Source organism: Microbacterium oleivorans NBRC 103075, assembly GCF_001552475.1.
GTDB classification, from domain to species: Bacteria; Actinomycetota; Actinomycetes; order Actinomycetales; family Microbacteriaceae; genus Microbacterium; species Microbacterium oleivorans.
The window spans coordinates 1-21,549 of record NZ_BCRG01000004.1 but is presented as its reverse complement, the minus strand read 5'-3'; the positions used below and the strand labels follow the sequence as shown (position 1 = coordinate 21,549).

The window sequence follows — 21,549 nt, the reverse complement described above, 5'->3', positions numbered from 1 at the left end:
GCATGCTGAAGCCGAACGGGAAACGTCGTGATCGGTGATCGCGGTGCGCGTCATGATCGGCGCCTTTCACGTTCGAGGTCCGCCAGCCGCTTCTGGTCCTGGACCCACCAGTCGAAATACTCGCGCAGCCGCTCGACCACCTCGGGAAAATGCTCGGCCCAAAACGCCAAGTCCGCCATCGTCGCGACCTGCTCGCCTCGAAGCACTCTGCCCATTCGGCCGACACTGAGGCTGCGAACGTCGGCGTACTGGGCGAGAAATTCTCTCCGGTGGCGGCCGCGCAGTTTCAGGCCGTCGTTTACAGCCCGAGAGAAGCGATGCTGCACTACCGCAGCGCGATACCGCCAATCATCGGCACGCACTCCATCGGCCGGCGACGGAGTCGCGTTCACCACGCCGAAAGCCTTCGGCTGCGCGAACATGTCACGCGGCTCGAATCCCACCTCGGTCATCTCGCGCGGCACTTTGAGTCCTCCATCTGAGGACAGACTGCGTCACTCCGTTTACGGCATTCAAATTCAGTTGCCGTTATTTCGACTCGTGTGCGTATATCGCCATCTGTATGCAAATGGCACGTTTGAATCGCCTCGTTGTGGCGGGCGATGATGCGTGAGTACACGCCGACATTCGCGGAGACCGAGTGGAGAGAGCTGAAGCCGTTCGTGCTGAACGTGGTGTCACAGGTTGCAGAGCACGTGCGATATCCCGAGGCGGCGATTTCGCACTCGATAGCGCATCACGCTCATTGGGCGCACCTCGTATCGGGCATGCCATTGCGAGCGGAGGTGCTCTTCAAGCGAGACGTCATCGCCTACTCCGTGTCGATGATCCCCACCTCGCGACCCTCGACCATGGCTCGACACCGATCCATTCTCCTGCGAGTTGGCGAGGCGCTAGGAGTCATCGACACTGATCCGCCACTGCCGCGATTGCGCGCCGCGGATCCGTCCGCTCCGTATTCCGCCGCGCAGATCCAAGAGCTACGAACGTGGGCAACATTGCAGCGCGACCCGGCATCGCGAAGATCAGCTCATGCACTCATCACGCTCGGCATAGGCGCAGGTCTACCAACGAGGGATCTCTCGCGAGTGCGCGCGGCGGATATCAATCGCGACTGCTCGCACCTCACGGTGATCAACGGGGACAGTCCCCGCACCGTCAGAGTCGCGCGCGAATGGACCGAGGACCTACGCGCAGTTGCCAATCGCGCCGAGCATTGGGACGCATCGCTATTTCGACCCGGCATCGAATTCCATAAGAACGTCGTGCACACATTCGTGCAGCGAAGCATCGCTCGGGAAATCGGGCCGACGACGCAACGCATGAGGGCTACCTGGTTGGTACGAAACCTCAGCGCCGGAGTCCCAATGCAGGATCTTCTGCATTGGGCGGGACTCAAGTCGATGGATGCGCTCGTGCGTTATCAGCGATTCTTGCCTGCACCTGTGACAGCTGATGCTCGAGATACCCCTGCAAGTACTGCAGGTTCTCCACGCCGGACTCCCGGATCACCCCTGCGGCCGTAGCGGCCGCCAAGAAGCTCGCGCCGCTTACCGTGGACAACAACAGGAGATCTTCCACGGACACCGGCGCCGCGCCCGACATTGCTCGCGAGAGCCGGCCGGCACTCCAGCCGAGCTCCCTCGCAAGAGTCTCCTGGCTGACGCGTCTTGCCCGAAGAGATGCGCGCAGACTCATCGCGACGTGGTGCTGCAGCATCGCGGCTGAGCGCCGCGACTCCGCCGCCGGCGACGCGTGGGCTACGGCCCAGGTAGTGCTGCGGCGGCCGAAGGCACCTGGTTGGTCGCAGAGATCTGCCGGGCTGTACTTTGCGACTCCCACCATCCCATTCTGCGCCTTCTCGGCGATCAGCGACGACATATTGCGAGAAACGCAACATTCGCCCGAAATCGGCGCTCATTTGACCGTCTGGCGCATAGCCCCACACATGACGGAGATTTCGGACCACATCACGAGCTACCGCGGCGACACACCAGCCGACCATTGGGATGCCATTGGGACGCTTGTTCGTACCCTCGCGACCGAATACGCCGGGTACCGCAGCCTTAACGTCGCGCGTAGAACCATCATCGCTCTCGCCGGGTTCTTTGACTGGCTGTACTCGACGGGCGCGGCACCCATTTCGCGGGCGAGCCTTCGCGAGGACCTCGTGTTCGGATACGAGCTCTACCGGGCCACGGAGGTGTCGAGCCGAGTAGCGATTCAAGAGCGCAACCTGCTCCGCGCTGTCGCCGGACTTCCCAAAGCGACCCCCGGCAACGGTGTGCGCAGCACCACCCCGACGAACCCGTTTCCCGTCTACGACGTGAAGGCCCTCCAGCAGGTTCGCGAGTGGGCGAGCTGGCAGCCGAACCACCTTTCGGGCATCACGGCCAAAGGCTTCGCCGGCCTCACCCTCGGGTGTGGCTTGAGCGCGAGCGAGGTCGCTCAGGTTCACAAGGACCACGTCAGCGCCGCCGGCGACGCGGTCATCGTCGACATCCCCGGCACCCGCGCCCGCCAGGTACACGCGGACCCGGAGTGGAGAGAGCTTCTCGTGGCAGCTGCCGAGGTCACGCCCGGCTACCTCGTCTCCCCCACTGGTGGCCTTCGCACCACCGTCGCTGTCCTTGACGCGGTTCGCAACACGCACGGCGCGAGTCCCACAGCAGGACGCGCCCGGAACACCTGGCTGGTCGCGCGCATCAACGAAGGTCATAGCCCGCAGGCCCTCATACGAATGTCAGGTCTCACGAACGTGAGAAGCCTCGCCCGCATCATCCGGACGCACGCCCCCCACCGTAAAGACCTCCTCGCCGTCTGCGACCCCGCATGAGCCGCAAAGCAGACTCGCTCGCGCTGCACGACGAGACGAAGCGCCCGCCCATCGACACTCTGACCATCAAGAAGGCTGCACACATCATCGACCAGTCGGACCTCCCCCGACTTCTGACCCTCTGGCAGTCGCAGGACCGCAGCTACAAGGGCGGCCGTGAGGCGTTCATTTCCATGCGGACGGTTCTCATCGTCTGGCTCATCCTCGCGATGGAACAGCAGCCGATGCATTGCACACGCGTCACACTGGTCCTCCTCGAACGGCTCACACCGAAGACCGCCGCCATCCTCGGCTACGAGATGAACGCCTTCACCCGCCCCGAGGCCATCTACGACCGGGCACGGAGCGCAACCACCCGCATCTTCGACCTCGTCGATGCCGAGCCCCTTAGGAACCGGCACCGCCGCCTCACCGTCGCCGAGTACCGCGACGAACTGAAATGGCGAGAAGACAACGCGGACATCATCGAGAAGCGTCGCCGGCGCCGGGAAATTCTTCAGAACTCGATTCTCGAAGCGACCTACAAGATGCTGCCGGTCAAGTACCGGCCGAAGAAGATCTCCCTCGCCATCGACGCGACCAGGCTCAAGACCCACGCGCGCGGCATCGGCAAGGAACGCCTAGCCGCGCTCCCGGACCACGCCCGCGTCTCATCCGAGCCCGACGCTGGCTTCTACCTGCGCACCAAGAAGGGAACCCTCCCGAAGCAGGGGGAGCAGGTCCGCATCATCGAGTACGCCCAGGAGGCAGAGTTCGCCGTCACCGGCAGCAACGGCGGGAAAGCAACTGCGGGCGACGTCCCGAATTTGGTGGTGGGCTTCACGATGCATATCCCGAGCGCCGAACCAGCCGCCAACGCGCGACGACTCGTCGACAACCTCTGGGAACGCGGTCACACCATCGAGCACCTCGCCACCGACCGCGCTTACATGCCCGCAGGCGACGCCGAGCTCCTCCAGATCCCGCTCCGCCGCGCTGGTGTCAAACTCCTCATGGACTACCCCAAGGACGAACTCGGCATCCAGGGGTACAAGCACGGCGCGATCCTCATCGAAGGCACCTGGTACGACCCGCACACGCCAGAGGACGCCATCCACGCGACGAAGTACTACCGCGAAGGAATCGAGAACCTCGACAAGCTGCCGCTGACGAAAGACGAGCGCAAACAACGAGAGCGAGACCTCGAATCCCTCTGGAGAGCCCGCCTCGCAACTCGAAGCACCTACCGGTTCCGCGAGAAGGGTGCGATGAAACCCAATGGCAACATCCCCTTCAAGTGCGGGGCCGCCGGTCCCAACCCGCTCCTCAAGTGCACACTCAAACCCGATGTCGTCGACACACGCAAAGACGGGCGTGCACTGCTCCAGCTGGCACCCGACCCGAAGCACATGCCCGCGGTCTGCCAGAACCTGCACTCCACGACCTTCAACGTCGCGGACTCCGGCCGCCACGGACAGCACTACGAGTACCAGAGCGAGGAATGGGCGAATCACTACCACCACCTCCGCAACAACGTCGAGTCGGTGAACGGCTTCGTGAAAAATGCCTCCGGGTACAGCCTCGCTGACCCAGGACGCTTCCGCATGCGCGGTGCGACCGCGAAGTCGATACTCGTCGTCATCGCCGTCGCCGCAGCCAACCTCACGAAGATTCGTCAGTTCCTCGAGCACAAGGCCGAGCAGGCACTGGAAGGACAAGACGAGGTTCCTGTCATCGACGAACGCAGCCGGCGCCAGCGCAAGACTCCCGCACGCACTCGCCTGACGCATCGACAGACCCGACGACGCAACTCGGGTGACCGCGATGCCCCACCCAAGTCGAAGACCCAACTGCGTATTTAGCCGCACCACGTCCGCGAACTGAACACCTGAACATCAGCTCTCCAGCCTCACGGCTGGAGAGCTATTCGCCGTGCCCGAGCTCCAGTCTCAAGCGCCGATCACCACTACGAACGCGCGCGCGGCTTACTGTGAGCGGCACTCAGAGCCCGAGAACGAGGAAGAGGACCACGGTTTTCACCGCGATCCTCTTCGCTCTGTTAGTTGTCCGAATAAATTTTGCGAGAAGGTCGAACAACCCGTGGTGGCGAGTGAGGGATTCGAACCCCCGAATGCAATGCAGTCTGATTTACAGTCAGATCCCTTTGGCCGCTTGGGTAACTCGCCAGGTGCGCACCCGCCCAGCTTGTACAGTCGACCGGAGGCGCGATCACCCATCCTACCCTCCCGAAGCGCGTGGCGAAAACCGAGGCGTCAGGCGGCGGATGCGACGCGTTCGACGAACGATTCGAGCCGGTGTCGCGTGCCGTCGATCCGACGATCCACGCTGGCGCGGACCTCGCTCGGTGCGAGCGGGCCGGCGATCCGGACGTTCTCGTGGCAGGTCAGATCGGCGCACACATAGGTACCGACGCTGTCGCCGCGGTCACCGGCATCCCCGGTCCTTCGTGCGGTGAACATCGCGACCTGGTTGCCGGGCTGCATCGAGTGGCAGATGTTGCACATCGCCGAGCCACCCTGCACTGAACCACTCGCCCGCAACACGATGCCGGTCGGCTCCCCGCCGAGCTCGGCGACCACGTAGCCGCGACTGCGCGTGGTCGGGTCGCGCCACGCGAGGAAATCGAGGTGATCCCACTCGAGGATGGGGAAGTCGTGGGGCAGTTCGAGACGTTCCCGCTCGTCCCTCGTGGCGTTGACCAGCGCTCTGCGCAACTGGTCTTCTGTCAGCGGCCGCATCAACCCAGTCTACGAACCGACGGATGCCGCGGCTCCGTCGGCGCCAGTCGGCGAACGCGAGGTGCACCAGGTGCGCTCACCCCTTGGCGTCGATCCACTTCGCAGTCGGGCGCAGCTGCACTCGGTCGCCGGGCTGCAGGACGCGCTCCGGGCCACCGGCGTCATTCAGCGCCTGGACGGTGATCGCGTCGACGCAGAAGCGGTCGCCGATGCCCCGGTAGGTGTCACCCGGCTGCACCGTGTAGACGGTCGGGATGCCGCCGACCTTCTCGACGGGCCCTTCTGCGTACTCGCCCGTGCCGCTGTCGACGATGGTTCCCTCGATGCTGGTGCGGATACGACCGTCCGCATTCGGCTCAGACACGGAGATCCGTGCAATGCCGTCGCAGTCCTGATGAGTGCGGTACCCACCCTTCTTCGCGTCGTTGAGCGCGATCGCGGTGGGTTGGCCTTCAGCGAGGATGGCGAGGTAGTCACCCTCATAGATGTCTCCCGGCCCGTCGAAGTCGTTCGCGGCGTTGAAGTCGTCACTGTCGAGGCAGAACCGTTCGACGATCGCCCAGTACGAATCATTGGAGACGACGCGGTACACCAGGGCGAGCCCGGCGGAGTCGGACCGCTCGACGACGCCCTCCGCTCCCGGCGCGATCGACCCCCGGTCTTCACCGGGCGCGACGCCCAGGCATTTGCTCTCAGGCGCCGGGGTGGTCTCCACCGGGGCCGGCTGCGTCGGCTCGGAAGTCGGGCGCGGCGGCGGCGAGGTGACAGTCTGCTCCGGCGAGGCTGAGGGGGTCGGGCTCGGGGCCTCCGCCACCACCTCATCGGTCGGGATCATCCCGATGACAGCGGGTGCGGCGAGGGCCAAGAGCCCCACCACAGCCCCCACGGCGATTCCGATCAGGACTTTCTCACGCCGCTCCACATCCCGACGCTATCTGCCCCGGGTCACGGGCGCGCAACGATGTCGCGGCGGTAACCTCGAACGCATGGCCAGCGACAGTTCATTCGACATCGTCAGCAAGATCGATCGGCAGGAGGCGGACAACGCCCTCAACCAGGCGCGCAAAGAGGTGGAGCAGCGCTACGACTTCAAGGGCACCGGAGCCTCGATCGAGTGGAGCGGCGAGTCGATCCTCATCAAGGCGAACAGCGAAGAGCGAGCGAAGGCCGTGCTCGACGTCTTCCAGTCGAAGATGATCAAGCGGGGCATCTCGCTGAAGAGCCTGGACTCCGAGGACCCGCAGCCGTCGGGCAAAGAATTCCGCCTCGTCACAACCCTCAAGGAAGGCATCTCTTCGGAGGACGCGAAGAAGATCGGCAAGCTGATCCGCGACGAGGGGCCCAAGTCGGTCAAGTCGCAGATTCAGGGCGACGAGTTGCGCGTGCAGTCCAAGTCCCGCGACGACCTGCAGGAAGTGCAGCGGATGCTGAAGGCCGCCGACCTCGACGTCGACCTGCAGTTCATCAACTACCGCTGACGGCGGACGGGGCGCCGCACGGTTGTCAAGCCCGCGCGACCGTCGGGGCCCTCGCTTAGCGTGGCGGTTCAGCACCACGAGTAAGTGAGGTCCCTGTGCCTGAGCAACGCCACTCCCCCGGTACCGTCTGGGCGCGGGTCGAAGACGGCTTCCATGTCGGCAGCCGCGACGGCAACTTCCTGGGTTACATCGAGCAGCGCAAAGACGGACGCTACGTCGCGTTCGACATGCGCTCCGCAGCAATCGGGACGTTCTCCGACCTGGTGTCCGCGATGCGGACGCTCTCCTCGGCTCCGGCACCGACGCCCGGCATCCTCAGCATTCGGGAGAACCGATGACATCCACCGACGAGACCGTCTTCTCCGTCGTGTATTCGAGCAATGCGACCCAGGCGATGAGCGATGACGCTCTCCGCGGTCTGCTCGAGCAGAGTCGCGCGTCGAACGCCGCGCGGGACGTGACGGGGATGCTGCTGTACCGCAACGGCCGCTTCATTCAGATCCTCGAGGGCCCTGAGCAGGCCGTCCGCGAAACAATGGGAAAAATCGAGCGCGACCCGCGCCACGACGGGCTGCGCGTTCTCATCGACGAGTTCATCGACGAGCGCAACTTCGCCGAGTGGACCATGGGCTACGAGCCGATCGCCATGCCCGACGCCCAAGCCCCCGACGGGTTCCGCGACACGTTCGACGACCTCGAAGCCCACGGCGACCCCTCCGCCACGCTGCGTGCGGCGCGCGAGCTGAGCCTCTGGTTCCGCGTCCGAGCGACGCAACAGCGCTGACTAACGAGCAACGGCCCGAACCCCGCAAGGGATTCGGGCCGTCGTCATCTGTGCGTCAGAGGGTGCTGGCGAACGGGTCGAAGTCGACGGGCACCGGCGGAACCGGCGCGACCGTGCTGTCGATCTCCAGGTACTGGCCGGTCTCGGCCGAGTCCTGCGCCGACAGCAGCACGTCGAGCACGTGGAAGCCGAGCTCCCCCGTCGCGACGTGCGGCCGGCCGGCAGCGATCGCACGAACCATGTCGAGCACACCAAGGCCGCGGCCGACGACCGTTCCCTGCTGCTCGACGTCGATCCACTCCTGCTCGGTCTTCATGCCGTCGCGGAAGACGCCCAGCGGCTTCACGTATCGCGTGGGCCCCTCGAAGCGGTTGGGGTCGGGCAGAACGATCGAGCCCTCGGTGCCGTGGATCTCCACGACGCCGTGACGCTCGAGCGCCGAGTCGAAGCTCAGCAGGTGCGTGCCGTGCTGACCACCCTCGAAGGTCGACAGGACCTGCACCGAAGAGGGCACCTCGACGGGGAAAGACTCGCCGGCGCGGGGTCCGGTGTGGATGTGACGCTCCGTGCGGAATCGTGAGCCACGTGCGGCGACTCCCGCGATCGGGCCGAGCAGGCTCACGAGAGCGGAGAAGTAGTACGGACCCATGTCGAGCAGCGGTCCGGCTCCCCGGGCGAACAGGAACGCCGGCTCCGGATGCCAGAGATCGGGCCCCTGCGTCTGGAACGCCGTCTGCACGAACAGCGGCGTACCGATGACGCCCTCCGCGATCGCACGCTTGGCGCTCTGGAAGCCCGGGCCGAGGATCGTGTCCGGAGCCGAGCCGACGCGGACACCGGCGGCATCCGCATCCTGCAACAACTGACGGGCACCCTCGCGGTCGAGCCCCAGCGGCTTCTCGGTCCACACGTGCTTGCCTGCGGCGACCGCCTGCGATGAGACCGCGATGTGCGACTCGGGGATCGTGAGGTTGACGACGAGCTCGACGTCGGGGTTGCCGAGGACATCCTCGAGCGTGCCCCACGAGGGGACGCCGTGCTCCTCGGCCTTCGCCTTCGCACGTTCGGGGATCATGTCGCCGATCGCGACGACCTTCACGTCGGGAAATGACGTCAGGTTCTCGAGGTAGGTCTGGCTGATGACACCGGCACCGACGATGCCGACTCCGACGGGACCGGTCATGCGACGAACCCGCCTTCACGCAGGAAGGCGTAGGAGGCGGCGATGTCCTCGAACACGTCGCCGGGAGCCTTGTCGTACTCGATGACGGCGAAGCGGATGCCGGGGCCCGCCTTCAGCGACTCCGCGAGCGGCACCGAGCCGGTGCCGGCACGACGCTGGTCGAGCGAGTCGGAGCCGAAGCTCTCCGAGCCGGGCGCCCACGGGTTCGCGGTCGGCACGACACCGTCCTTGACGTGAACGGCGACGAGACGGTCGCCGAGGCTCTCGACCAGAGCGGGGACGTCCTGCCCACCGGTCTGTGCCCAGAAGAGGTCGAGCTCGATCTCGACGCGGTCGTCGGTCAACTGCAGGAAGCGCTCGTACGCGCTCTGGCCGTCGAAAGACTTCACGAACTCCTGCGCGTGGTTGTGGTAACCGACGGTCATGCCGAAGCCGGCAGCCGTCTCGACGAGACGGTTGAGACGCTCGGCGATGTCGGCGACGCCGTCTTCGGTGAACCAGCGCTCGGCGGGGACGAACGGGTCGATGACCGTCGTCATCCCGATCTTCGCGGCGGCCTCGAAGACGACCTCGGGGGCGGGGGTGGGGATCGAACCGTCCGGCGTCCACAGCTCGTCGGACAGCAGCGGCGCGTGTCCCGTCGGCGAGGCGAGGCCGCTGGCGTCGAGAGCCGCGCGGATCTCGTCGGGGCGTCGGACGAAGTCGAACGCCTCGACGTTCTTCAGGCCGAGTGCGGCCAGTTTGTCGAGCGATCCGGACATGTCCTCGCTGAACTCTTTCGCGAGTGTGTAGAGCTGGACTGAGGCGAGTGGCAGAGCCATGGGCCATCCTTCGTACGTCGTTGTCGGATGCCGCGGGGCGGCGTGGCCACGACGATATCAGATTTAACCTCCAGGTGGAGGTTTTACTTTTCGCGCCCTACTCTGTCCCCATGGGCACAGACGACGACGCGGTGATCGGTCGCCGCGGATCGCGACCGAAGGGCGTCGCCCGCCGGCAGGAGATCCTCGATCGTGCCATCGAGGTGTTCCGCGAGCGCGGCGCTGCCGGCACCTCGCTCCGGAAGATCGCCGAGTCGATCGGGGTCTCGCACGCCGCGCTGCTGCACTACTTCGACTCCCGCGAACAGCTCCTCATCGCCGTCTACGCCCACGCCGAGCAAACCCACGAGAATCCGCCCGACCTCCGGCCCGGCATCGACACGATGATCCACGCGGCCAAGCGCAACGTCGAGATCCCCGGTCTCGTGACCCTCTACTCGACGCTTCTCGCTGCCTCCCTCGAAACCGAGCACGGCGTCGGACGCGAGTTCTTCACGGGCCGATTCGACGGGCTCCGCCGGTCGATCACCGAGAGCCTGCGCGCTCAACAGCGCGAGGGCACCGTGAGAGACGACGTCCCCGCAGAGCATCTGGCCGCTCTTCTCATCGCCGCATCCGACGGTCTGCAGATCCAATGGCTCCTCGACCCCGAGGTAGGACTCGAGTCCACGCTGCAGACGCTCGGCGCCCTGCTGCGGCCGCCGAGCTGAGCCGCCCGCCTACCCGCGCGAGCGCCCGACCGCGCCCTGCGTGAGCCATCGCTCGAGCGTGCGATAGGCGTGCTCCCGCGGCGCCGGCCGCGAGAGGAACAGGTCATGGATGCCGCCATCGATGCGCGCGATCGTGACGTCGCGACCGATGCGGACCGCAGCCCGAGCGATGTCGTCCACGACGAGGACGGAATCGCTGCCCGTCATCTCCGCGTTCCACGCGAACGGGTTGGTCGACTTCGTCGACAGCAGCACGAGGGTCGGGCACCCGACATCCACTCCTGCGGATACGCGACGGTGCGCATCGACCACCGCCGCGAGCCATGCGGGATGGGTCGGAAAACCGCGCTCGGGCCGCCATTCGCGCCGATAACCGCGCACAGGCAGGGCGCCGACCTCGGTCTGCGCCCGCGTGTAGAAGCCGAGGTCGACGACCGGATGCGCGCCCATCGGATCGACGCGTGCTCGCATCTGCACGAGCGGTGAGAGCGCCTGCCGGCCGAGCGTGCCCAGCTGCAGCTCGAGCCACGGACTGTTGAGGACGAGCGCCGCCAGCCGATCCTGGTGCCGAGAAGCCCAGAGCGTCGCAGTGAGACCTCCGGTGGAGTGGGCCATCATCACGAGGCGGCGGTGAGACGGCTTCCGGTCGAGAGCATGTCCCATCGCCTCGAGCGCCGCGGCGATGTCGTCGTCGTAGGTGTCGAACGTCGTCACGAAGCCGGGCGTCTGACCGGGGCCGAGACTCCGGCCGTACTTGCGGAGATCGAGAGCGTGGAACCGAGCGCCCAGCGACGCCCAGAACCGCGCGAGTTCGACCTGGAAGAAGTAGTCGGACCAGCCGTGGAGGTAGAGGACGTCGACGTCGCGGAGCGGCCCGGTCAGGCCCGCCAGCTTCGGCGGTTCGAGTCGCACCAGCGTCGCGACGACGTCGCCTTCGTTGTCGCGACCGAGAGGCAGAGTGAGCTGTTCGAAGGGACGTCCCAGGACGTCCGGTTCCCACCCGGCGCTCATCGTGACCTCACTCGCCTCGCGAGACCCGCACCATCTCGTCGCGGTCGACGACCTTGACGCGCTCACGCTCGTGCGGGGCGCCGAGGGCGACCTCGTGCTGGTCGAGGCGGTGCCATCCGTCGAGGTCCGTCCAGGCGACCTGGCGTTCTGCGAGCAGCGAGATGATCGCCTCGTCGGACGGGTCCTCCGGGGTCCACCACGATGCCTGATCGTTGATGAGGTGACGGATCGTCTCCATCGCGTCCGACTTCGTGTGACCGATGAGCCCGACGGGCCCGCGCTTGATCCAGCCCGTCGCGTAGACGCCGGGAACCCGCTCGTTCGAGCCCTTCTCGACGACCTGGCCCTCGTGGTTCGGGATCACGCCGTGGCGCTTGTCGAACGGAACGTCGGGAAGCGGCGAACCGAAGTAGCCGACTGCGCGGTAGACCTGACCGATGGCGATCTCGCGGAGCTCGCCCGTGCCCTCGACCCCGCCGGAGTTGTTGGGGCGCGTGCGCTCGGTGACGATCGCGGCGACCCGGCCGTCGGCATCCTTCTTGATCTCGACGGGACGCGCCCAGAAGTGGAGGTGAAGGCGGCGGCTCGCCTCGCCGCCGGCGTTGTTGACGCTGGGGCGCTGGCGCCACGACTGCAGCACGCGGTCGATGACCATGACCTGCTTGTTCGACGCGATCGCAGCCTTCGATGCCTCGTCGTAGTCGAAGTCCTCGTCGTAGACGACCATGTCGACGTCGCGCAGCTCGCCGAGCTCACGGAGCTCGAGCGGCGTGAACTTCACCTGCGCGGGACCGCGGCGACCGAAGACGTGGACGTCCGTGACGGGAGAGGCCTTGAGCCCTTCGTAGACGTTCGCGGGGATCTCGGTCGACAGCAGGTCGTCCGCGTGCTTGGCGAGGACGCGCGCGACGTCGAGCGCGACGTTGCCGTTGCCGAGAACGGCGACGGATGCCGCATCGAGCGGCCATTCGCGCGGGAAGTCGGGGTGCCCGTCGTACCAGCTCACGAAGTCGGCGGCACCGTAGGACCCCTCGGCGTCGATGCCGGGGACGTCGAGGTCGGCATCCTTGATCGCACCGGTCGCGAAGATGACCGCGTTGTAGTGCTTCTTGAGGTCGGCGAGGGTGACGTCGATGCCGAAGCGGACGTTGCCGAAGATGCGGATGTCGCCGCGGTCGAGCACGTCGCGGAGGGCGTTGATGATGCCCTTGATGCGCGGGTGGTCGGGGGCGACGCCGTAGCGGACGAGCCCGTAGGGCGCGGGCAGGTGGTCGAACAGGTCGATCGAGACGTCGAACTTGCGCTCTGCCTTGAGGAGGATGTCCGCCGCGTAGATGCCGGCGGGTCCTGCGCCGACGATGGCCAGCCGAAGCTTGGTCATGGGTGTCCTTTCCGAGAGCCCGCGAGCGGGCGTGACGAAGAAGCGGCGTGTCCGCCGGGTGATCAGCTGGAGCGGTCGACGACGACCTGAGCGAAGCGGGTCAGCGCCTCGCGTACGAGTCCGTCGGGAAGCGGTGCGAGAGCCGCAACGGCGCGGTCGGACCACTCGTGGGCGAGCTGGCGGGTCGCCTCGGTCGCCGGGTGCACACGCAATTGCGCGAGCGGCTGGTCGAGAATCGCCGGGTCGGCGCCGTCCGAGATGCGCGCGACGCCCTCGTCGATCGTGACCTTCAGCGCCTGCGACGCCGGGTCGGTCGCCCGTCCGAGCAGGAGGTAAGGCATGGTCGGGACGCCGGCGCGAAGATCGGTGCCGGGAACCTTGCCCGTCTCGGCGGGATCGGCCGAGAGGTCGATGACGTCGTCGAGAAGCTGGAAGGCGACGCCGATCCGCTCGCCGAATTCGCGCACGGGCGCGGCGTAGTCGTCGGAGGCATCGGAGAAGACGACACCCGTCTCGGCCGCGGCCGCGATGAGCGAACCCGTCTTGTCGCTGAGGACCTGCAGGTAGAACTCGACCGGGTCGTCACCGGGCTGAGCGCCGACCGTCTCGTGCATCTGCCCCAGGACGAGGCGTTCGAACGTGTCGGCCTGCAGACGGATCGCGCGCTCGCCCACCTGAGCCATGAGCTGGCTCGCGCGGGAGAACAGCAGATCGCCGGTCAGGATGGCGACGTTGTTGCCCCACACGGCGTGCGCGCTCGGGACGCCTCGCCGGCGGTCCGCTTCGTCCATGACGTCGTCGTGGTACAGCGAGCCGAGGTGGGTCATCTCGAGTGCGGTGGCACCGGCGAGGACGTCGTCGGTGACCCCGGAGCCGAGCTGCGCGGTCAGGATCGCCAGCATCGGCCGCATCCGCTTACCGCCGGCCTCGTAGAGGTAGCGGGACGTGACGTCGGCGAGCGAGTCGCCGACCTTCAACTCACCGGCGAGACGCTCTTCGACGAGGTCGAGGCCTTCTTCCACCGTGGTGAGGAGCTTGCGCATGCGCGGGCCCACGAAAATGCGTTCGGTGACGCCGAGTCGGCTCGCGATCTGCGAGCCCGGAGTACCGGGGCGGGGGGTCATGGCTCCAGCGTACCCGTCGCGCCCTACGCCTGGTTCGGCGCGGCGGGCTTGCGGGCGCGGTGGAGAGCGACGATCCCGAAGCTGAGGTCGCGCCAGGCGACCTTCTCCCATCCCGCCTCGCGCATGCGTCCGGCGAGAGTGCGCTGATCGGGCCAGTCGCGGATCGACTCGTTGAGGTAGTCGTAGGCTGCCGCGTTCGAGCTGAACGCGCGGGCGACGACCGGCAGGACACGGTCGTTGTAGAAGCGGTAGAGACCGCGCATGAGAGCTGCCGGCGGGTGGGAGAACTCGCAGATCACGAGCGTCCCGCCCGGCTTCGTGACGCGGAGCATCTCGCGGAGCGCCTTCTCGGGGTCGTTGACGTTGCGGAGACCGAACGAGATCGTGACGGTGTCGAACTCCTCGTCAGCGAACGGGAGCACAGTCGCATCGGCTTCGACGAACGACAGGTTCGGGATGCCGCCGTGCCGGCGCTTGCCCTCCGCGATCATCCCTGCCGAGAAGTCACCTGCGACGACGTCCGCACCCGAGCGGGCGAGCGAGACCGAGCTCGCGCCGGTTCCGGCGGCGAGGTCGAGGATCCGCTGGCCGCGGCGGGGCGCGACAGCCCGGGTCGTGGCCACGCGCCAGAGCTTGTCGTTGCCGAGGCTGAGCACCGTGTTGGTGCGGTCGTAGGCGGGTGCGACCTCGTCGAACATCCCGCTGACTCGCGCGGGGTCTTTGCCGAGGTCCGCGCGCGTGGACGGGACGTGGGAGGGCTGTTCGGTCACGAGTCGAGCCTAATCGGGGCGGGATGCCGGCGGGCTGACCTCGGGCCACGCAGCCCGGCACCGGATTAGGCTGAAGAGGTGACTTCGACCGCGCTCGGCGCTCCCCGACTGCACGCCGTCACCCGCCGGATCGAGGAGCTCGACGAGCCCCTCTCGTACGCGTCGCCCGACGACCCGATGGTCTGGTCGCGGCGCGGAGACCTCTTCATCGGAGTGGGCCGTGCAGCCGAACTGCCCGCGGGCGCACCTGCGGCCGAGTGGTGGCGCGACGTCGCCGCCGCCGCGGAGATCGACGACAAGGTCCGGATGCCGGGGTCCGGCCTCATCGCCTTCGGGGCCCTCCCGTTCGACCCCGCGAACAGCTCGGCGAGCGCCGCTCTGACGGTGCCCCGCATGATCATCGGCCGTCGCGGCGACACCACGTGGGTGACCCACGTCTTCGTCGACGGCGAGGACGAGCGGCCCCAACCGGCATCCATCACCTTCGGTCCGCACTGGTCGGCCACCGTCGGGCCCGGAGCCTGCACCCCCGACGGCTACCAGGGCGAGGTGCGCGCCGGACTCGACGCGATCGCGTCGGGCGAGGTCGCCAAGGTGGTCCTCGCCCGCGACCTGGTCGGGTCGGTGCCGGCAGGTTCAGATCTGCGACGCCTCGTGCGCGCCCTCACCTCGGCCTACCCCGACACGTGGACCTTCGCCGTCGACGGCCTGATCGGGGCGAGCCCCGAGACCCTCGTCACCGTGTCGGGCGGCACCGTGACCGCGCGGGTACTGGCGGGAACCGCCGCCCGCGGCGCTGACGCCGACGCCGACACCGCGGCATCCCTGGCCCTTGCGACGAGCCTGAAGGACCTCGACGAACACCGGTACGCCGTGCAGAGCGTGCTCACCTCGCTGCGGGGGCACACGTCGGCACTGGTCGCCGAGCCTGAGCCGTTCATGCTGAAACTGCCGAACGTCTGGCATCTCGCGACGGATGTCGAGGGCACACTGTCGGGCCGCGCGTCGTCGCTCGACCTCGTCGAGGTGCTGCACCCGACCGCCGCGGTGGCCGGCACCCCGACGCAGGCCGCGCTCGAGGTGATCCGCCGCGTCGAGCCGTTCGACCGCGGCCGCTACGCCGGTCCGGTCGGCTGGATCGACGCCGCGGGCGACGGCGAGTGGGCCATCGCGCTTCGCTGTGCGCAGTTCGATGTGCACACGGATGTCGGGAGTGACATCCCGCTCATCGCGCACGCCGGCGCCGGGATCGTGGCGGGAAGCGATCCCGAGACCGAGATGCTCGAGACCCGGGTGAAGTTCCGCCCGATCGTCGACGCGCTGGCCTGACGGGCACGGCCCTCACCCTCCCCCGGCCAGCTTCGAGAGCAGCCCGGCGAGCGTGTCCCGTTCCTCGACCGAGAGCGGCGCGAGGATCTCCCGCTCGGTCACCAGATGATCCGGCAGCACCGCGTCGAGGAGCTCTCGCCCTGCGTCGGTCAGCCGAACGAACTTGCCGCGGCCGTCGTCGGGATTCGGCTCGCGGACCACAAGGCCCAGCCGGTCCAGGCGATTGAGTCGCTGGGCGACGGCGCTCGAGGTGATCATGGCGTCCGCGGCGAGCTCGGCGGGAGTGATCCTGAAAGGCTCACCCTGACGTGCGAGCGTCGCGAGCACGTCGAACGTCCCGGCATCGATGCCGTGCGACGCGAAGGTCGCGGCGAGTCTCGCATCGACGACGGCCGCGGCACGGCCGAGACGGCCGATCACCGCCATCGGACTCACATCGAGACCGGGCCGGGCTCGACGCCACTGGGCGAGGATGCGATCGACGTGGTCCATCCCTCGACCATATCGCTAAGCAGTGAGCTATATTAGCTAAGTGCTTAGCAAAAACATGTCGGCGGTGGCAGTGACCGCCGTCGCTCCGATCCTCTGGGGCACGACGTACATCACGTCGTCGGCCCTCCTCATCGCGGATCACCCGCTTCTGACCGCCACCGTGCGCGCCCTGCCCGCCGGTATCCTGCTCCTCGTCATCGGACAGCGGCTTCCCGCGGGTTCGTGGTGGTGGAAATCGACCGTTCTCGGCGCGCTCAACATCGCCGGGTTCTTCGCCTTCCTCTTCGTCGCCGCCGACCGGTTGCCCGGCGGCGTCGCTGCGGTGGTCGGCGGCGTCCAGCCCCTTCTGGTGGCAGTGCTCGCTTCTCGCCTGCTCGCCGAGACGCTGACGAGGCGTGTCGTCGCTGCAGGAGTCGCCGGGGTGATCGGTGTCGCACTCATCGTCCTGCGGGCCGCGGGTGGGCTGGATGGGATCGGAGTCGCCGCCGCCTTGCTGGGTGCGGTGTCGATGGCACTCGGCGTCGTGTTGGCGAAGGCCTGGGCGAGCGAGCACCCTCCGCTCGTGGTGACAGCCTGGCAACTCGTCGCGGGCGGCATCGTCCTCGCCGCCCTCACCGCCGCCTTCGAGCCGCTTCCCGCGCAGCCCCTCACCGTCACCAACCTCGCCGGGTACACGTACCTCAGCCTCATCGGGACCGCGCTCGCCTACGCCCTCTGGTTCCGAGGGATCGCCGCGCTGCCGACGCGGGTGCCCGCTTTCCTCGGACTCTTGAGCCCGGTCGTCGCGCTCGCCATCGGCGGTCTCGTTGCGCACGAGACGCTCACCCTGGCCCAGACAGGCGGCGTCGCGCTGGTGTTCGCATCCGTCGCGACCGTCATCGGCGGGGCGGTGCGACACGGTGCGCGCCGCGAACCGCACGAGCCCTCGCCGTAGTCTCACGGGTATGCGTGACGCCGTCTGCAGCTTCTGCCAGAACATCGCCGAGGACGGCTTCGACATCGTCGCCCGCGGCGAGCGCGTCCTCGCCGTCCTCGACCGGCATCCGATCAATCGCGGACATGTGCTGGTCGTCCCGCTCCGCCACGCACCCGACCTCGCATCGCTCACGGCAGACGAGGTGACCGAGCTCGCCCTGGTGGCGCAGGCCGCGGATCGCGCTGTCCGCGCGGTGTTCGCGGCATCGACGACTGGGACGAACCTCGTGATGTCGAACGGGGAGGATGCTGACCAGGGCACTCCGCATGCGCACCTCCACGTCATCCCCCGTCAGCCGGGCGACGGCTACGAATTCCGCGAGGATGCCACCCGCTACCCGCTCGAGCCCCTCTCCGACGCGGAGCGCGACGCGCTGCGGGCTCATCTTCACCCCGCGAGCCGATCGCGGGAAGAGATTCGGAGTGCCGCCCTCAACCGAAAGGACGTCCCGGTGTTCTCCACAGCCGTCTCCCACCACTGGATCCCCACTGTCGCCCGTTCGCACGTTGGCGCGGACGTCGTCATCGCGGTCGACCCTGGACTTCCCGAGAATCGGTCAGTGTCACTTCTGCGCATCCAGGACGGACCGGCGATCCTCGCGGTCTCGCCTGAGAAAGCCGAACACCTCTCGGTGAGCGACGGCGACGACATCTCGCGCCCGGAACTCTTCGCACGCCTGAAGGACGCCGGCGTCACCCTCAACGACCCCGACAATCTCTTCTACCTGCCCGCCGCAGAGCGCGACGCGCTTCGGAGCGAGGCGCCTCGCCCGGAAACCCGCGAACTCACCGCGGCGGACGCCGCGGCTTTCGCCGAGCTGACCGCGCGAGCGCCCGAAGACGACCTCGACGAGGCGTTCGTCGAACTCGACCACTGGGTCGTCTTCGGAACGTTCGCGGGTGACACGCTGGCGTCCGCCGCGAGCATGTACCCGTGGAGCGGCAGTCGCCTGGCTGACCTGGGCGTCATCACCCTCCCGGACTACCGCGGACAGGGTCTTGCGCGGGCGACCGTGCGAGCGATGAGCGCCGCAGCGATCGCGCGCGGATACGAACCGCAGTATCGGTGCCAGCTCGACAACACGGCGTCCGTCGCCCTCGCGAAAGCCGCCGGATTCCGGCTCTTCGGCGAGTGGGAGGTCATCGACGCCGAAGACTGACTCGTCGGACTGCGACCACGCACTCGCGAGCGCGGCGGCCCCGCACGCGCGAGGTCGTCACATCTAGGCTGACGTGGGCCTTCTTCGTCGGCCATCAGGAGCGTCATTCTGTCCGCATCGAGAAGCACCGGAGCGTGTTCTTTGCGGGATTCCGCCCGCAGCCGGTCTACGCCTTCATCGACGACGTACTGGTCGCGCAGGGCGTGGCCTGACATCGCGAGATTCAGCGATTCTGACCCGACTCTTCTGACAGCGCGACCAGCTCGCCGATGACGCGTGGGTCAGCGAGGACACGGAAGTGCCCGCCGGTGTCGAGCCGCACGTTCTTGGCGGCGCCAGGCAGCTCGCTGCCTTCGGGGATGTGCGGGTCGAACTCCCCGTAGATCGAGACGATCCGAGCGTTCACCTCGTGCTCTTTCGCCAGGGCGAGGATCGTCGCGCTTCTCGGCGAGAAGATCCGCAGCGACGGCAACACCATGAGCCCCCCGTAGCGCGACCCGCCGAAGGGTGTCGCGACAGCGAGCATGCGGGCGGCCCTCCCGGCATCCGCGTCGAGCACCATCGCACGCTTACCGACCAGTCCGCCCTTGCTGTGCGCGAGCAGCACGCAGCCGTGGAGATCGTTCGCCTCGAGGTAGTCGATGACGCGGGCGGCCGCTTCGTCGACCGGACGGCGATTGCGGTGCAGCACCTGGACGACGTGAACGGGATGTCCGCGGTCATGCATCGCCGTGATGAGCGGGTACATGAACTGCCAGGTTTCGTAGACACCAGGGAGGATGACGATGGGCGTGCGGTCCCCGTCGGAGAAGGTGCGCGGGTCGGTCCGGTTCAACGTCGCGCGGATCTGCCACACCGCCGCGTAAAGATAGTCCCGGGCCCACCAGCCGGCACTCCTGAGCAGCGCGATCAAGGGGTCGCCGGTCGCGAGCGGGGCCGCGCGCGCGTAGCAAGGAATGCCTCGACTGCGCCGACCACCGCCCGGGGAGCTCTGTCTTGGACGACGTGGCAGCTGCCGGGGATCTCGACGACCGCGGCATCCGAAGCAGCGTCAGCGAGTCGCCGACACCAGGCCAGCCCCGCGATCGGGTCGCGCGCACCGCGAAGGACCAGTAGCGGCCTCGTCAGCATGCGGGCACGCTTTTCGACGGGGTACGCGACCATGTGACGCAGCTGGCTCAGATACCAGGGGACGCCGCACCGCACGTAGTCGGTCAGCACGAGCCAGTTCGCGCGCGGTGACTCGCCGAACACGTCGAGAGCGAGCGCGCGGGCTTGCGCGAACGCCGTCCGGTGTCGATCGTCCGCCACGGGCCCCATGGCGACGACGCGGCTGACCAGGTCGGGTCGCTGGACCGCGAGTTCGACCACCCACTGGCTCCCCATCGAGTGCCCGACAGCGATGACGTCCTGCAGGCGGAGGTGGTCGAGCAGTCCCGCAATCGCCGCGGCCATGGCGGAGACATCGAGGTCGGCGCCGGGCTTCGGCGTCCCTCCGAACCCGGGCAGATCAATCGATACGACCGAATCCGTGCGCGCGAATGCCGTGTGCAGGCGACGCAGATATCGATGCGACATCCCGATCCCGTGCACGAGGAGGAAAGTGCGCGTCGCAGAGGGATGATGAGAGCGCACGACGCGGAAGACCCGTCCGTCGACCGTCACCTCATCGACGGTCGCCTCGTGCGTTCTTCTCACGTGTCCCCCCTCGCCCTGCCCAGCCAGAGCCGGGACGCTCCACGCTAGCTGGCGCATCCGCCCAGGCTTCGGGGGTTGACCTACCTGAGGCGGCGGGTCAGGTGAACAGTGACCATGTCTCCGATGCCCTTCCCGAGCTTGCGTCGGATCGCGGCGTTCAGAGAGACCATGTGACCGCCCGTCCCCGTCACCATCAGCCCGACGTTCGGCATCTCGACATCATCGACGGTCAGATCGACCCGGACGGAGCGGCCGGTTCCGAAGAACTCCGCCGAACCGGGCATCTCGACACAGGCCCACGTCTCACCTTTCACCTCCACCCCGATCGGGGCGGTGAAGGTGTGGTCGAGCGCAACGGGTTCAGAGGGCATGGGTTCTCTCGGGTCAGCGACTGGGAGAGCGGAGTTCCACGCCGATGAGCGTGAGCCCCGCCGCAATTCCCGCGGTTCCGACGGCGGCGACGATCAGCCCGCCGCCCAGTGACAGCACCACGGCTAGCCCACCGACGAGCAAAAGCACGATATAGGCCTTGATCATTCCTTCAACCTAAGGGGCGCCGTCGGGTACCGCGAGGAATGGACGGAGGCAGGAGCTTCCGTCGCCCGGCCGTGCGCTCCCGCCCGCCCCGACCGGCTCGAGTCGATGTCGGAGGTTGGTGCGAGAGTCGAGGCATGACGGAAGCGACGGAAACCCCCGGTGGCGAGAACTATCTCGCCGCTCTGGCGGGCATCGTCGCGGACGTCTCGGACGTCGCGCGCCAGGTCGCTGCCGCGCAGATCGCCGAGCTGCGCGTACTGGCTGCGGCCGGGCGCCTCGCAGAAGAACAGGCGGTGCAACAGAACGCGAAAGTGCGGCTCCACGACATGGCCCTGCGGTCGATCGCAGCCGAGGTCGGCGGGGTCCTCCGCACGACCGACCGCACCGTGCAACGCCGGATCGGCGAGGCGCGGACGATCATCGAAGGGTTTCCTGCGGCTGTGACCGCCTGGGAGTCGGGGCGGATCGTCCGGGAGCATGTGCGGGCGATCGTGGATGCCGGGATGACGCTGCCGGCAGAGA

At 67.5% G+C, this 21,549-nt stretch carries 24 protein-coding genes, 1 tRNA gene and 1 pseudogene; 10 read left to right on the top strand and 16 right to left on the bottom strand.

The window, feature by feature from the left end; all coding sequences use genetic code 11:
* Window positions 1-50 precede the first annotated feature (50 nt).
* Window positions 51-464 carry a hypothetical protein gene (locus MO1_RS05860; RefSeq protein WP_157526362.1) on the bottom strand — a complete coding sequence of 138 codons (414 nt, stop codon included), beginning with the start codon at window positions 462-464 and terminating at the stop codon, window positions 51-53.
* 931 nt (window positions 465-1,395) lie between these two features.
* Window positions 1,396-1,881: a helix-turn-helix domain-containing protein gene (locus MO1_RS05855; protein ID WP_060915490.1), complete on the bottom strand. Its 486-nt coding sequence runs from the start codon at window positions 1,879-1,881 to the stop codon at window positions 1,396-1,398.
* A gap of 67 nt (window positions 1,882-1,948) precedes the next feature.
* Between MO1_RS05855 and MO1_RS05850 the strand changes: the two genes are divergently transcribed.
* Both MO1_RS05850 and MO1_RS05845 read left to right on the top strand, forming a co-directional pair.
* The gene (locus tag MO1_RS05850; RefSeq protein WP_060915489.1) at window positions 1,949-2,836 is read left to right on the top strand and encodes a hypothetical protein; all 888 of its coding nucleotides are present in this window, start codon (window positions 1,949-1,951) and stop codon (window positions 2,834-2,836) included.
* Window positions 2,833-4,677, top strand: a complete 1,845-nt coding sequence (locus MO1_RS05845; RefSeq protein WP_060915488.1) for a hypothetical protein — start codon at window positions 2,833-2,835, stop codon at window positions 4,675-4,677. Before MO1_RS05850 ends, MO1_RS05845 begins: the two co-directional genes overlap by 4 nt.
* Window positions 4,678-4,916: 239 nt before the next feature.
* Here MO1_RS05845 and MO1_RS05840 read toward each other — a convergent pair.
* From MO1_RS05840 to MO1_RS05830, 3 genes are all read right to left on the bottom strand, one after another.
* Window positions 4,917-5,001, bottom strand: a tRNA-Tyr gene (locus MO1_RS05840).
* A gap of 87 nt (window positions 5,002-5,088) precedes the next feature.
* Entirely contained in the window at window positions 5,089-5,574 is a 486-nt protein-coding gene (locus MO1_RS05835) for an FBP domain-containing protein (RefSeq protein ID WP_060915487.1), read from the bottom strand.
* Between the two features lie 76 nt (window positions 5,575-5,650).
* Complete coding sequence (locus MO1_RS05830) at window positions 5,651-6,496, bottom strand: LysM peptidoglycan-binding domain-containing protein (protein WP_060915486.1); 846 nt, start codon at window positions 6,494-6,496, stop codon at window positions 5,651-5,653.
* A gap of 64 nt (window positions 6,497-6,560) precedes the next feature.
* Here MO1_RS05830 and MO1_RS05825 point away from each other — a divergent pair, with 64 nt between their 5' ends.
* The 3 genes from MO1_RS05825 (at window position 6,561) to MO1_RS05815 (ending at window position 7,836) form a co-directional block, all read left to right on the top strand.
* Window positions 6,561-7,052, top strand: a complete 492-nt coding sequence (locus MO1_RS05825; RefSeq protein WP_060915485.1) for a YajQ family cyclic di-GMP-binding protein — start codon at window positions 6,561-6,563, stop codon at window positions 7,050-7,052.
* Between the two features lie 95 nt (window positions 7,053-7,147).
* On the top strand, window positions 7,148-7,390 hold the full coding sequence (locus tag MO1_RS05820; RefSeq protein ID WP_060915484.1) for a hypothetical protein: 243 nt from the start codon (window positions 7,148-7,150) through the stop codon (window positions 7,388-7,390).
* Complete coding sequence (locus MO1_RS05815) at window positions 7,387-7,836, top strand: BLUF domain-containing protein (RefSeq protein WP_060915483.1); 450 nt, start codon at window positions 7,387-7,389, stop codon at window positions 7,834-7,836. Before MO1_RS05820 ends, MO1_RS05815 begins: the two co-directional genes overlap by 4 nt.
* Before the next feature lie 55 nt (window positions 7,837-7,891).
* Here the strand turns inward: MO1_RS05815 and MO1_RS05810 are convergent, their stop codons facing one another.
* The gene (locus MO1_RS05810) at window positions 7,892-9,019 is read right to left on the bottom strand and encodes a Gfo/Idh/MocA family protein (protein WP_060915482.1); all 1,128 of its coding nucleotides are present in this window, start codon (window positions 9,017-9,019) and stop codon (window positions 7,892-7,894) included.
* On the bottom strand, window positions 9,016-9,840 hold the full coding sequence (locus MO1_RS05805) for a sugar phosphate isomerase/epimerase family protein (RefSeq protein WP_036310124.1): 825 nt from the start codon (window positions 9,838-9,840) through the stop codon (window positions 9,016-9,018). Before MO1_RS05805 ends, MO1_RS05810 begins: the two co-directional genes overlap by 4 nt.
* Window positions 9,841-9,950: 110 nt before the next feature.
* Here MO1_RS05805 and MO1_RS05800 point away from each other — a divergent pair, with 110 nt between their 5' ends.
* Window positions 9,951-10,550, top strand: coding sequence for a TetR/AcrR family transcriptional regulator (locus MO1_RS05800; RefSeq protein WP_036310125.1), 600 nt, complete (start codon window positions 9,951-9,953; stop codon window positions 10,548-10,550).
* 9 nt (window positions 10,551-10,559) lie between these two features.
* On the opposite strand, the gene MO1_RS05795 is transcribed toward MO1_RS05800, so the two are convergent.
* The 4 genes from MO1_RS05795 to MO1_RS05780 form a co-directional block, all read right to left on the bottom strand.
* Entirely contained in the window at window positions 10,560-11,561 is a 1,002-nt protein-coding gene (locus MO1_RS05795) for an alpha/beta hydrolase (RefSeq protein WP_060915481.1), read from the bottom strand.
* Window positions 11,562-11,568: 7 nt separating this feature from the next.
* The gene (locus MO1_RS05790; RefSeq protein WP_060915480.1) at window positions 11,569-12,942 is read right to left on the bottom strand and encodes an FAD-dependent oxidoreductase; all 1,374 of its coding nucleotides are present in this window, start codon (window positions 12,940-12,942) and stop codon (window positions 11,569-11,571) included.
* 62 nt (window positions 12,943-13,004) lie between these two features.
* A complete protein-coding gene (locus MO1_RS05785; protein ID WP_036310137.1) occupies window positions 13,005-14,066 on the bottom strand; it encodes a polyprenyl synthetase family protein in 1,062 nt (353 codons plus the stop codon).
* A gap of 23 nt (window positions 14,067-14,089) precedes the next feature.
* Window positions 14,090-14,836 carry a demethylmenaquinone methyltransferase gene (locus MO1_RS05780; RefSeq protein ID WP_060915479.1) on the bottom strand — a complete coding sequence of 249 codons (747 nt, stop codon included), beginning with the start codon at window positions 14,834-14,836 and terminating at the stop codon, window positions 14,090-14,092.
* A 78-nt stretch (window positions 14,837-14,914) separates the two neighbouring features.
* Between MO1_RS05780 and MO1_RS05775 the strand changes: the two genes are divergently transcribed.
* A complete protein-coding gene (locus MO1_RS05775; RefSeq protein ID WP_060915478.1) occupies window positions 14,915-16,165 on the top strand; it encodes an isochorismate synthase in 1,251 nt (416 codons plus the stop codon).
* 12 nt (window positions 16,166-16,177) lie between these two features.
* On the opposite strand, the gene MO1_RS05770 is transcribed toward MO1_RS05775, so the two are convergent.
* Window positions 16,178-16,657: a MarR family winged helix-turn-helix transcriptional regulator gene (locus MO1_RS05770; RefSeq protein WP_036310143.1), complete on the bottom strand. Its 480-nt coding sequence runs from the start codon at window positions 16,655-16,657 to the stop codon at window positions 16,178-16,180.
* A gap of 55 nt (window positions 16,658-16,712) precedes the next feature.
* Here MO1_RS05770 and MO1_RS05765 point away from each other — a divergent pair, with 55 nt between their 5' ends.
* Both MO1_RS05765 and MO1_RS05760 read left to right on the top strand, forming a co-directional pair.
* Window positions 16,713-17,591, top strand: a complete 879-nt coding sequence (locus MO1_RS05765; RefSeq protein ID WP_082724375.1) for an EamA family transporter — start codon at window positions 16,713-16,715, stop codon at window positions 17,589-17,591.
* A gap of 10 nt (window positions 17,592-17,601) precedes the next feature.
* Entirely contained in the window at window positions 17,602-18,792 is a 1,191-nt protein-coding gene (locus MO1_RS05760) for a GNAT family N-acetyltransferase (protein WP_060915476.1), read from the top strand.
* A gap of 223 nt (window positions 18,793-19,015) precedes the next feature.
* Here the strand turns inward: MO1_RS05760 and MO1_RS05755 are convergent, their stop codons facing one another.
* The 4 genes from MO1_RS05755 to MO1_RS14720 all read right to left on the bottom strand — a co-directional run bounded on the left by MO1_RS05755 (window position 19,016) and on the right by MO1_RS14720 (window position 21,027).
* Complete coding sequence (locus MO1_RS05755; protein ID WP_060915475.1) at window positions 19,016-19,705, bottom strand: esterase/lipase family protein; 690 nt, start codon at window positions 19,703-19,705, stop codon at window positions 19,016-19,018.
* Window positions 19,702-20,490: an alpha/beta fold hydrolase gene (locus MO1_RS05750; protein WP_255209232.1), complete on the bottom strand. Its 789-nt coding sequence runs from the start codon at window positions 20,488-20,490 to the stop codon at window positions 19,702-19,704. The genes MO1_RS05755 and MO1_RS05750 overlap by 4 nt, the downstream gene beginning before the upstream one ends.
* An 80-nt stretch (window positions 20,491-20,570) precedes the next feature.
* Window positions 20,571-20,861 carry a DUF1905 domain-containing protein gene (locus tag MO1_RS05745; protein ID WP_060915473.1) on the bottom strand — a complete coding sequence of 97 codons (291 nt, stop codon included), beginning with the start codon at window positions 20,859-20,861 and terminating at the stop codon, window positions 20,571-20,573.
* 13 nt (window positions 20,862-20,874) lie between these two features.
* Window positions 20,875-21,027: a hypothetical protein gene (locus MO1_RS14720; RefSeq protein ID WP_164499349.1), complete on the bottom strand. Its 153-nt coding sequence runs from the start codon at window positions 21,025-21,027 to the stop codon at window positions 20,875-20,877.
* 134 nt (window positions 21,028-21,161) lie between these two features.
* Here MO1_RS14720 and MO1_RS05740 point away from each other — a divergent pair.
* Window positions 21,162-21,549 (top strand): annotated as a pseudogene (locus MO1_RS05740) (HNH endonuclease); the annotation flags it as partial.

Coding starts and splice junctions, on each gene's coding strand:
- MO1_RS05825 (WP_060915485.1), top strand. CDS start 6,561: ATGGCCAGCGACAGTTCATTCGACATCGTCAGCAAGATCGATCGGCAG.
- MO1_RS05770 (WP_036310143.1), bottom strand. CDS start 16,657: ATGGACCACGTCGATCGCATCCTCGCCCAGTGGCGTCGAGCCCGGCCC.
- MO1_RS05810 (WP_060915482.1), bottom strand. CDS start 9,019: ATGACCGGTCCCGTCGGAGTCGGCATCGTCGGTGCCGGTGTCATCAGC.
- MO1_RS05855 (WP_060915490.1), bottom strand. CDS start 1,881: ATGTCGTCGCTGATCGCCGAGAAGGCGCAGAATGGGATGGTGGGAGTC.
- MO1_RS05760 (WP_060915476.1), top strand. CDS start 17,602: ATGCGTGACGCCGTCTGCAGCTTCTGCCAGAACATCGCCGAGGACGGC.
- MO1_RS05795 (WP_060915481.1), bottom strand. CDS start 11,561: ATGAGCGCCGGGTGGGAACCGGACGTCCTGGGACGTCCCTTCGAACAG.
- MO1_RS05745 (WP_060915473.1), bottom strand. CDS start 20,861: ATGCCCTCTGAACCCGTTGCGCTCGACCACACCTTCACCGCCCCGATC.
- MO1_RS05765 (WP_082724375.1), top strand. CDS start 16,713: ATGTCGGCGGTGGCAGTGACCGCCGTCGCTCCGATCCTCTGGGGCACG.
- MO1_RS05815 (WP_060915483.1), top strand. CDS start 7,387: ATGACATCCACCGACGAGACCGTCTTCTCCGTCGTGTATTCGAGCAAT.
- MO1_RS05850 (WP_060915489.1), top strand. CDS start 1,949: ATGACGGAGATTTCGGACCACATCACGAGCTACCGCGGCGACACACCA.
- MO1_RS05800 (WP_036310125.1), top strand. CDS start 9,951: ATGGGCACAGACGACGACGCGGTGATCGGTCGCCGCGGATCGCGACCG.
- MO1_RS05785 (WP_036310137.1), bottom strand. CDS start 14,066: ATGACCCCCCGCCCCGGTACTCCGGGCTCGCAGATCGCGAGCCGACTC.
- MO1_RS05845 (WP_060915488.1), top strand. CDS start 2,833: ATGAGCCGCAAAGCAGACTCGCTCGCGCTGCACGACGAGACGAAGCGC.
- MO1_RS05790 (WP_060915480.1), bottom strand. CDS start 12,942: ATGACCAAGCTTCGGCTGGCCATCGTCGGCGCAGGACCCGCCGGCATC.
- MO1_RS05835 (WP_060915487.1), bottom strand. CDS start 5,574: ATGCGGCCGCTGACAGAAGACCAGTTGCGCAGAGCGCTGGTCAACGCC.
- MO1_RS14720 (WP_164499349.1), bottom strand. CDS start 21,027: ATGATCAAGGCCTATATCGTGCTTTTGCTCGTCGGTGGGCTAGCCGTG.
- MO1_RS05805 (WP_036310124.1), bottom strand. CDS start 9,840: ATGGCTCTGCCACTCGCCTCAGTCCAGCTCTACACACTCGCGAAAGAG.